A 10,785-nucleotide genomic window follows, 5' to 3' on the forward strand; every position below is an offset into this window, starting at 1 on the left:
AAGGCGAATAAATCGCCTTTTTATTATGCTTTCCAAAGTTCTTGTACTTTAGCTTGTACTTCAGCATTTTCCAAGAATTCATCGTAAGTTTCATCGATTCGATCGATAACACCGTTTTTAGAAATGACGATGATATGGTTTGCTAAAGTTTGAATAAATTCGTGGTCGTGGCTGGCAAAGATGATGGCCTCTTTAAAAGCTTTCAAACCATCGTTCAGACTGGAAATTGACTCCAAGTCCAAGTGGTTGGTTGGATCATCTAAGACCAAGACATTTGACTTGAGGAGCATGAGTTTTGACAACATCACGCGCACTTTTTCGCCCCCTGACAAGACGTTTACAGGTTTGTTAACCTCATCACCCGAGAAGAGCATACGTCCCAAGAAACCGCGCAAGAAGGTATTGTCATCTTCTTCCTTGCTGGCAAATTGACGGAGCCAATCAAGGATAGATTCGTTTGTATCGAAGTCACGAGTATTGTCTTTTGGTAAGTAGGATTGACTAGTAGTGACACCCCACTTGACAGTACCTTCATATTCAATATCGCCCATAAGAGCACGAATGAGAGCAGTTGTTTGGATGTCGTTTTGACCAATAAGAGCAGTTTTGTCACCTGGACGCAGGATAAAGCTGATATTGTCAAGAATCGTTTCACCATCGATGACAACTTTTAAGTTTTCAACTGTTAAGAGGTCATTACCGATTTCACGTTCTGATTTGAAGTTGATAAATGGATACTTACGGCTAGAAGGAATAATTTCCTCCAACTCGATTTTATCCAACATCTTCTTACGTGAAGTAGCTTGCTTAGACTTAGAGGCATTAGCAGAGAAACGAGCAACGAATTCTTGTAATTCCTTGATTTTTTCTTCTGCTTTGGCATTACGGTCAGCTTGTAGTTTAGCTGCTAATTCACTAGATTGTTTCCAGAAGTCGTAGTTACCAACGAAAATCTTGATTTTACCGAAGTCAAGGTCGGCCATGTGGGTACATACTTTGTTTAAGAAGTGGCGGTCGTGGGATACAACGATAACCGTATTTTCAAAGTCAATCAAGAAATCTTCGAGCCAGTTGATGGATTGGATGTCCAGACCGTTGGTTGGCTCGTCCAAAAGAAGAACATCTGGTTTACCAAAGAGGGCCTTAGCCAATAGGACCTTAACCTTCTCACCGTTGGTCAATTCGCTCATGTTTTGGTAGTGGAGGTCTTCTGAGATGTTGAGGTTTTGGAGCAATTGAGAGGCTTCACTTTCAGCTTCCCAGCCACCAAGTTCAGCAAACTCACCTTCTAATTCAGCAGCACGAACCCCATCTTCATCAGAAAAATCTTCCTTCATGTAAATGGCATCTTTCTCTTTCATGATGCTGTAAAGTTGCTCATTTCCCATGATAACAACGTCAATCACGCGCTCATCTTCATAGTCGAAATGGTTCTGACGTAGTACAGAAAGGCGTTCGTCTGGTCCAAGTGAAATATGACCTGTTGATGGCTCGATGTCACCAGCAAGAATTTTTAAAAATGTAGATTTACCGGCCCCGTTTGCACCAATCAAACCGTAGGTATTTCCTGCTGTAAATTTGATATTGACATCGTCAAATAATTTGCGGTCGCTAAAGCGAAGCGATACGTCTGATACTGTAAGCATAGTTTCTCCTCTATTTCTGTCTGTTAGTTTTATTGTACTAGAAAGAACTTGAATTTTCAATGAATTACATTGGAATCAAGATATCTTCATCATAATGTTTATAGTCTTTTTGAAGACTGAAGCCACGTCCGCGCACCTGACTCGCAGGCATAACAACCATAAAGGCAGTTTCATCAATTTCTAATATAGCTGTTTCCAGTTTTTGCATTTCTGGAATAGAGATAGTAGTCATCAACATGCGCTTGTCAACCCCTGTAAAGCCACCGATAATTGGAAGTTCTGTCACACCGCGATCAGCAACTTTAGTAATATAGTCTTTAATTTCTTCTGATTTTTGAGAAATAATCATGACATTTCGAGAAGATTGGGTACCAGACATCATGCGGTTGACAATATAAGTAATGGTCATTAGGGCAATAATCGAGTACATAACAGTATCAGTATCGAAGGCAATAAATCCAAGACCAACGATAATACCATCAATAATAGCCATTGTCAGACCTAATGATAAAGGGGTGTACTTGTGAATAAATTGAATAAGAATACCTGTTCCACCAGTAGAAGAATTTCCAAGGAAAACAAGCCCAAGTCCAAAACCTAGGATAATTCCACCGAAAATAGCAGCTAGGAGAGGATTTTCTGTCAAGTTGGGTAAACCTGCTGTCAACTTGATGCAAAGAGGATAAATGACAGCACCATAGACAGTTTTGATAAATACAGATTTTCCTAAGAAAAACCAACAGATGATTAATAAAGGGATGTTACAGTAGAGGACAAAGTCAGACGGACTCCACCCCAGAAGAGCATTGAGTGCGATTGCTAAACCTCCGACCCCACCAGATACGATATTATTCTCTAGAAAAAAACTGTTAAATCCAATGGCCATGACAACTGATCCGAGTGTGACAGAGATAAAGTCCTTTATACGTTCTTTCATATATTCTCCTTGGTTAGTGTTATAAAAGCAATTTCTATTATCCCTAATTTAGACAGTATCGTCAAGGCTTTGTCAGCTTGACTTTCTAATTTTTTGCGGTTATAATAGGAATCAATCAGAAGAGTAGTAAGTGGATAATTTTTAGAGAGTTTGTGGTTGGTGGGAACAAACAAGAGTCGCTTATGAATGGACTGAGTGAATAGAATCTGAATAAATAAGGATTCGGCTAGCAGGCCTTATGTGCAAAAAGATGTAAGCTTATTTAATGCTTATAAGTGAGGTGGCACCGTGTCCTTGACGCCCTCGCACAGTTTTCTGTGCGTGGGCTTTTATTATGTAAAAGGAGAATATTTTATGGGGAAAACGATTATCCTAACAGGAGACCGTCCAACAGGCAAATTACATATTGGACATTATGTTGGTTCGTTGAAAAATCGTGTTTTATTACAGGATGCAGGTCAACATGAACTTTTTGTCTTTTTAGCAGACCAACAAGCGTTGACAGATCATGCAAAGGAACCGCAAAAGATTGTTGAATCCGTTGGAAACGTAGCACTAGATTATCTAGCGGCAGGACTTGATCCAGCTAAGACAACGATTTTCATCCAGAGTCAAATTCCTGAATTGGCAGAGTTGACCATGTACTATATGAACTTGGTATCTGTTGCACGTCTAGAACGCAATCCAACTGTAAAAACCGAGATTGCTCAGAAGGGATTTGGCGAAGGAATTCCAGCTGGTTTCTTGGTCTATCCTGTGTCTCAAGCGGCTGACATCACAGCCTTCAAGGCAAATTTTGTCCCTGTTGGAAATGACCAGAAACCGATGATTGAGCAGACCCGTGAAATCGTTCGTAGCTTTAACCATGCTTATCAGACGGATATTTTGGTGGAGCCAGAAGGTATCTATCCTGAAAATGAGGCAGCTGGTCGCTTACCAGGTTTGGACGGCAATGCCAAGATGTCCAAGTCACTTGGAAATGGGATTTACTTGGCAGATGACATGGATACACTCAAAAAGAAAGTCATGTCCATGTACACTGATCCCAACCACATCCGTGTTGAAGATCCAGGTAAGATTGAAGGAAACATGGTTTTCCACTATCTTGACGTTTTTGGGCGCGAAGAAGATAAGGCTGAGATTGAGGCTATGAAGGAGCACTATCAACGTGGTGGTTTGGGCGATGTGAAGACTAAACGTTATTTGCTGGACATTTTAGAGAGAGAATTAGGACCAATCCGTGAACGCCGTCTGGAGTTTGCACAGGATATGGGACAGGTCTATGCAATGTTGGAAGCAGGTAGCCAAAAAGCTCGCCAAGTTGCTGCGACAACTCTTGACCAAGTGAAATCTGCTATGGGAATTAACTACTTTAAATAAGGTTAACAATGAAAGAGCAATGTTGAGAAAATGTTGCTTTTTTCATTTGTTTTACGACGTAGTAAAAAACAAACGTTCGAATTTTATATATAAAACTGAATAGAATTTTCTGAATTTTTAGGAATGATGATATTAAAGCGAATAATGATTGACAAATGATTTCAAAATGTTATCATAATTAAAATACAAATACAATCATGCTACATATTAAATAAGAAAAGAGGAAGAAAATGTCAAACTGGGACACTAAATTTTTGAAAAAAGGCTTTACTTTCGACGATGTATTACTTATTCCGGCTGAAAGTCATGTTTTACCACATGATATTGATTTAAAAACACAATTAGCACCAAATTTGACCCTTAATCTTCCGATTATTTCTGCTGCCATGGATACAGTAACAGATAGTAAAATGGCTATCGCTATGGCACGTGCAGGTGGTTTGGGTGTCATCCATAAGAATATGTCTATCGCGGAGCAGGCTGATGAGGTGCGTAAGGTAAAACGTTCCGAAAATGGTGTCATTATTGATCCATTCTTCCTAACACCAGAGCACACCATTGCTGAGGCTGAGAAATTAATGGCTACTTATCGTATTTCCGGTGTGCCAATCGTTGAAACATTGGAAAATCGTAAATTGGTTGGTATCATCACCAACCGTGATATGCGTTTCATTTCCGATTATTCACAGCCAATTTCTACAAACATGACAAGCGATGCTTTGGTAACAGCGCCAGTTGGAACAGACCTTGCGACTGCGGAGGCTATTCTTCACAAGCATCGTATTGAAAAATTGCCATTGGTTGATGAAAATGGTCGTTTGTCAGGCTTGATTACTATCAAAGACATTGAGAAAGTCATTGAGTTCCCAAATGCAGCGAAGGATGAATTTGGTCGTCTCTTGGTTGCGGGTGCTGTTGGTGTCACATCTGATACTTTTGAACGTGCAGAAGCCCTTTTTGAAGCGGGTGCAGACGCGATTGTCATCGATACGGCTCACGGTCACTCAGCAGGTGTTCTTCGTAAGATCAAAGAAATCCGTGACCACTTCCCAACTCGTACCTTGATTGCTGGCAACATTGCCACAGCTGAAGGAGCTCGTGCTCTTTATGAAGCTGGTGTTGATGTTGTCAAGGTCGGTATTGGACCAGGTTCAATCTGTACAACACGTGTCATCGCAGGTGTTGGTGTACCACAAGTGACAGCTATCTATGATGCAGCTGGTGTCGCGCGTGAATATGGTAAAACCATTATCGCTGACGGTGGTATCAAGTATTCAGGAGATATTGTCAAGGCACTTGCTGCGGGTGGTCATGCCGTTATGCTTGGTTCTATGTTTGCAGGAACGGATGAAGCACCAGGTGAGACAGAAATCTTCCAAGGTCGTAAGTTCAAGACCTATCGTGGTATGGGCTCTATCGCTGCCATGAAACAAGGTTCAAAAGACCGTTACTTCCAAGCATCTGTAAATGAAGCCAACAAACTTGTTCCAGAAGGAATTGAAGGACGTGTAGCCTATAAAGGTTCTGTTGCAGATATGATTTTCCAAATGGTTGGTGGACTTCGCTCAGGTATGGGTTATGTAGGTGCTGGTAACTTGACTGAATTGCATGAAAATGCTCAGTTCATCGAAATGTCAGGTGCTGGTTTGAAAGAAAGCCATCCACACGATGTTCAAATTACAAACGAAGCTCCAAACTATTCAGTACAGTAAACAAAAACAAGACCCTCTTGACAGGGTCTTTACTTTTTTGTAAATTTTATTGACAACAGTGTAAACAATCTTATTCTGACTCAGTAACCTTACCAGACTCAATATGGAAGATTTTTAAACTATTAGGTAGCTTATGTAAATGGTCTAAAGATGTCGTTGTAATAAATGTTTGAATCGTATCTGTAATAGTTTCTAGTAGCTTGATTTGACGATTATTATCCAGCTCACTCATAACATCATCTAAGAGTAGAATTGGATACTCTCGTGTGACTTCTTTCATCAGCTCGATTTCAGCCAGTTTAAGTGACAGAACAAGACTGCGGTGCTGACCTTGACTACCATAATGGGCATTCATTCCATTTATAAAGAAAGCTACATCATCTCGATGTGGTCCAACTCCTGTATTTTTCTTAAATAAATCACGTTTTCGACACCTTTCCAATTCTGTCAAGAATATGTCAATTAAATTGACAGAAGTAGTAAACTTAATTGAGGATTGATATTCGATAGTTAGTTCCTCCTTCTTATCTGAAATATCTTGAACTTTTCTATTTCCGAATTCCTCTAATTTCTTTAAAAAGTCAATACGATGTTGGATAACACGACTACCATATTCAGCAAGTTGCTGATCTAACACGGATAGGAAGTTCTCATCAATCTTATCTGTAGATTTGAGGTAAGTATTTCTTTGTTTTAAAACGTGGTTATAATTCGATAGGTCAGAGAGATAGAGTGGTTTGATTTGCCCGAGCTCGACATCGATGAACTTTCTTCTCAAAGCAGGCGCACCTTTTATCAGCTGTAAATCTTCTGGAGCAAATAGGACGACGTTCATATGTCCAATGTAATTAGAAAGTTTTGCTTGTTTGAGATGGTTGACCTTGGTCACTCGCCCCTTATCTGTCAAGTGAATGTCAAGTGGAACTTTACCGCTTGCGCGATGGAGTAAACCCGAAATAGATAATTCCTTTTCTTGAAACTGTAGTAGGTCCTTATCTGTCCGTGTTCGATGACTTCGTGTTAAAGCTAAAGTATAGATAGATTCTAGAATATTGGTTTTTCCTTGGGCGTTTTCGCCTAAAAAGACATTGAGCCCTTTGTGGAACTCAATATCTAATTGGTTGTAATTGCGAAAATGTTGTAACTCTAATCGTTCTAGCCACATGTCTACATACCAGGGAAACGAACAGGTTTTCTTTCAGTCTTTTTAGTTGCTTTTTTAGGAGTCTTTACCTGTTTCTTATTCTTTTTATTTTCTTGATTTAACTTTTTAACGATTGCAGCCACACGTTCTTTTTCAGCTTGATATTCTTGGTGTTGCTGTATTTCTTCTGCACTAGGTGCGACGATTGTGATGTTGGTGTTGTGGTCTGGGAGTGTGATAACATCTCCGATACGGATTTTTTTACCGCGTCTTTTTTCATCCTCTCCATTGAAAAGAATGGTATTTTCTTCTAAGAAACCTTTAATGGCACCTCCTGAATGGAGAATACCAGTCGTTTTTAATAATGCTTGTAATGTGATGTAGTCATCAAATAATTTAAATTCCATAAGTCACCTCGTTACAGAATATTATATCACAAAATGGTATAATGGAAGGTACAATGTTTGAAAGAGGAAGAAGATGAAATTACAAGAGGGAGTAGATCTTCATTTTATTGATACAGATCAGTTTACGACAAATCGTATACGTATTCGCTTTGCAGCTGAAATGAGTGAGGCTACAGTTGCTGGTCGTGTGTTAGTTGCAAATATTTTTGAAATGGGTAACCAAGAATTTCAGACAGCTCAGGCTGTTCGGAGAAGATTGGCAGAATTGTATGGTGCTCAGTTCTCGACCTCAGTTTCAAAACGTGGTAGGGTGCACTGTGTAGATGTGATAATTTCATATGTCAGTCCTCGTCACTTGCCAGAAAATGAGGATATTACAGTAGAGATTCTTGATTTTTTACACACGTGTATATTTAGACCACTGAAAAAGGGGCGAGGATTTGATAGCCAGATTTTCGAGGTTGAAAAAACGAATTTAATCAATTTTCTTCAGTCAGAGATAGAAGATAATTTTTATCATGCAGATGTTGAAATGAGTAAGCTTTTTTATAAAGATCCCTCTCTTCAAATTCCACGCGTCGGTAGGCTTGATTTGGTTGAAAAAGAAACAGCAGAATCAACCTTTCAGATTTATCGGAATATGTTGCGTATGGATAAAATTGATATATTTGTCTTAGGGAAGGTTGACAGAGAACAAGTAAAAAGAAAACTTGAAGATTTTGGTTTTACTTATAGAAATCCAAAATTAGAGTTAGAATATCATCAAGAATACTCAAACATCACGCAAGAAAAAATCGAGCGTAAACAGGCAAGGCAGTCCATTTTGGAATTGGCATATCATTTACAGGTGGTTTACAACGATGTAAACTATCCGGCTTTGATGGTATTTAATGGTCTACTAGGTGCTTTCTCCCATTCGAAGTTATTTATGAATGTTCGTGAGAAAGAAAGTTTGGCCTATACAATTGGAAGTCAGGTCTCTATTTTTTCAGGAATGCTGAAGGTCTATGCTGGAATTAGCCGCGAAAATAGACTCAGGGTAATGAAGTTAATTAGTAAACAACTACTTGATTTAAAATGTGGTAAATTTACAGAAGAAGAATTAGAGTTGACAAAAAACATGTTGATTCATTCAGCAACCTTGGCTCAAGATAGGCAGAATAATTTGATAGAACAAGTATATAATCAAGTTACCTTAGGAAATAGAAATTTAAGTTGGCTAGATTGGATTGAGGCTATCAAATCGGTATCAATAGACGATGTCATTCGAGTAGGACAGATGATTAATTTACAGGCTGTTTACTTTATGGAGGGGACAGAAGAATGAAGTTAGTTGAGAAGAAGTATCCTTACATGAAAGAATCTGTCTTTTATGGGAAAGTTGACAATGGGTTGACAGTTGTTTTACTTCCTAAAGTAGATTTTCATGAGACATATGGAATTCTAACGACAAATTTTGGGGGTATTCATACTCGATTTACATTGGCTAATGGTAACAGTGTTGTTTATCCTGCAGGGATTGCACACTTTTTAGAACATAAGCTGTTTGAAACTGAGAATGAAGAGGATATTATGAATGAGTTTGCTAAATTGGGAGCAAGCGCAAATGCTTATACCAGTTTTAGACAGACTAGTTACTTATTTTCAACGACTCAGAAAGTATTGGAGTCTCTATCACTTTTACAATCTTTTGTTCGAGAACCGTATTTTACAGAAGACAATGTAGAAAGAGAACAGGGGATTATTGAACAAGAAATTGAGATGTATCAAGATGATGCAGATTATCGCTTGTTTATGGGAATTTTATCATCGCTTTATCCAAAAAGTCCTTTGGCCTATGATATAGCAGGGACAGTTGAATCAATTGCTGCAATTACTGCGGATGATTTACATGAGAATTTTGATGTGTTTTATCATCCAAGTAACATGAATTTATTCGTTATTGGTAATTTTGATTTAGAGGCAGTTTGGAAACAAATTTCAAGTTATCAAGTAGCTCAGATGGATAATCCAGCTCAGTCGTTTGAATTGGCAGGTGTCCAAAAGTTGCCGATAAAGGAGCATCTCTCAGAACAATTTGAAGTATCTACCCCAAAATTGGCTGTTGGTTTACGGGGAAATGACGAGGTTGATAGGGAGACTATTCAGAAATATCGGCTCAGTTTACAATTTTTATTTGCCATGTTGTTTGGTTGGACTTCAAAACGATACCAACAGTTATACGAGCAGGGAAAAATTGATTCTTCTTTCCAGTTCCAATTAGAGGTTACACCTGAGTACCACTATTTGATTATCTCGGGAGATACTCAAGAACCCATTACGCTTTCTAGTATGCTGATGAAAGCACTTAGGAAATTTGAGGATGATGCAGATGTGACAGAGGATCATTTACAATTGTTGAAAAACGAGATGTATGGAGATTTTATTCGTAGCTTAAATTCTCTTGAGTTTACAGCTAGTCACTTTGTTTCTCAGTATTCAGAATATGAAAATGTTTTTGATATACCTCAAATGATACAAAGTCTTCAGTTAGATGACATCAGAGAGGCAGGGCGTCGCTTTATTGAACACTGTGATATGACAGATTTCACGATTTTTCCAAAATAAGTGGGCGCAACCCGTCGAAATTTCCTTGGAATTTTGTTAGAATAGTATACTGTACATGATGAGCGATAGAGAGAGGGTATGTATGAGACAAAAGAGTATAGGTGAAGTACTTAGAACAGCTAGAGAAGGACGGGGTTGGACATTCGTTGACTTGCAACGGATAACAAAAATCCAAGCTAAATATTTGCAGGCACTTGAGTACAATGATTTTGATTTTATTGCAAACTCAGATGATGTTCATTCTATTTTAAAAGCATATGCTGAGGCTTTGGAATTAGATGCAGATGTCCTACTGGATGCTTACGAGACCAATAGTTTAGTGAAATATTATGAAGATGGAGAAGAAGAACTCCGATCTTCAGAATTGAAAAGAAGCTATAAGGTTCGCAAACGTAAAAAGAACTCTTATCTTCCGTTGATTTACTTATTACTTGCGACGGGTTTGATTATTATTTTTGTGACTTATATTGTTCATAGCAGGCTCCAAAATAGAGCATCTATTACGCCTACTACAACGTCATATAGTATAGTTGAGCAATCTGTATCTGAAGCAAGTAGTGGCACAGAGACGAGTTCTACTGAGCAGGCGCAGTCAAATTCAACGAGTTCAAGTAGTTCCGCTACAGAAAATGTGACTATTTCAGGATCAGGTTCTAACATTGTTGCGACCCTTAAAACAGTGACTTATCCAGTAGAAGTGACTGTAACAGCAAAAAATACAACGAGTTGGATCAGCCTTTCTGACACCTTGTTAGAGGGGGGCGTTACACTAACACCTGATAATCCAACAGTAACTACTACTATTGAAGAAGGAGTGACTTCTACTACACTTGTTCTTGGTGTTGTCAAAGGAGTAGAGGTAAGTGTAGGTGGCCAAAAGTTAGATATATCAGCTCTGACAGCCGATACAGGGTCGGTCACTTTAAATTTTGAATAAGGGCAATAAAGGTAT

The 10,785-nt window shown here is 38.7% G+C and carries 9 protein-coding genes and 1 other annotated feature; of the genes, 5 read left to right on the forward strand and 4 right to left on the reverse strand.

Annotation, left to right across the window (positions count from 1 at the left end):
* Positions 1-23: 23 nt before the first annotated feature.
* Positions 24-1,646 (reverse strand): ABC-F family ATP-binding cassette domain-containing protein, encoded by a 1,623-nt coding sequence (locus tag ODU34_RS06800; protein WP_002941755.1) that lies wholly within the window; start codon positions 1,644-1,646, stop codon positions 24-26.
* Between the two features lie 64 nt (positions 1,647-1,710).
* A complete protein-coding gene (locus tag ODU34_RS06805) occupies positions 1,711-2,583 on the reverse strand; it encodes a YitT family protein (protein WP_105256913.1) in 873 nt (290 codons plus the stop codon).
* A gap of 101 nt (positions 2,584-2,684) precedes the next feature.
* Positions 2,685-2,891: a binding site (T-box leader), on the forward strand.
* Positions 2,892-2,937: 46 nt separating this feature from the next.
* Here ODU34_RS06805 and trpS point away from each other — a divergent pair.
* Both trpS and guaB read left to right on the forward strand, forming a co-directional pair.
* Positions 2,938-3,963: a tryptophan--tRNA ligase gene (gene trpS / locus ODU34_RS06810; RefSeq protein ID WP_105256914.1), complete on the forward strand. Its 1,026-nt coding sequence runs from the start codon at positions 2,938-2,940 to the stop codon at positions 3,961-3,963.
* A gap of 230 nt (positions 3,964-4,193) precedes the next feature.
* On the forward strand, positions 4,194-5,675 hold the full coding sequence (gene guaB, locus ODU34_RS06815; protein ID WP_024379541.1) for an IMP dehydrogenase: 1,482 nt from the start codon (positions 4,194-4,196) through the stop codon (positions 5,673-5,675).
* Between the two features lie 70 nt (positions 5,676-5,745).
* Here the strand turns inward: guaB and recF are convergent, their stop codons facing one another.
* Both recF and yaaA read right to left on the reverse strand, forming a co-directional pair.
* A complete protein-coding gene (gene recF, locus ODU34_RS06820) occupies positions 5,746-6,840 on the reverse strand; it encodes a DNA replication/repair protein RecF (RefSeq protein WP_105256915.1) in 1,095 nt (364 codons plus the stop codon).
* Between the two features lie 2 nt (positions 6,841-6,842).
* The gene (yaaA, locus tag ODU34_RS06825; protein ID WP_105256916.1) at positions 6,843-7,226 is read right to left on the reverse strand and encodes a S4 domain-containing protein YaaA; all 384 of its coding nucleotides are present in this window, start codon (positions 7,224-7,226) and stop codon (positions 6,843-6,845) included.
* A gap of 73 nt (positions 7,227-7,299) precedes the next feature.
* Here yaaA and yfmF point away from each other — a divergent pair, with 73 nt between their 5' ends.
* From yfmF to rodZ, 3 genes are all read left to right on the forward strand, one after another.
* Positions 7,300-8,553: an EF-P 5-aminopentanol modification-associated protein YfmF gene (gene yfmF / locus ODU34_RS06830; RefSeq protein ID WP_105178903.1), complete on the forward strand. Its 1,254-nt coding sequence runs from the start codon at positions 7,300-7,302 to the stop codon at positions 8,551-8,553.
* Entirely contained in the window at positions 8,550-9,833 is a 1,284-nt protein-coding gene (gene yfmH / locus ODU34_RS06835) for an EF-P 5-aminopentanol modification-associated protein YfmH (protein WP_136647022.1), read from the forward strand. Before yfmF ends, yfmH begins: the two co-directional genes overlap by 4 nt.
* Positions 9,834-9,915: 82 nt before the next feature.
* Positions 9,916-10,770, forward strand: coding sequence for a cytoskeleton protein RodZ (gene rodZ / locus ODU34_RS06840; RefSeq protein ID WP_105121897.1), 855 nt, complete (start codon positions 9,916-9,918; stop codon positions 10,768-10,770).
* The last annotated feature ends 15 nt before the right edge of the window (positions 10,771-10,785 follow it).

This window comes from Streptococcus sp. 2018WUSS126 (genome assembly GCF_044427425.1).
Classification (GTDB): Bacteria; Bacillota; Bacilli; order Lactobacillales; family Streptococcaceae; genus Streptococcus; species Streptococcus hashimotonensis.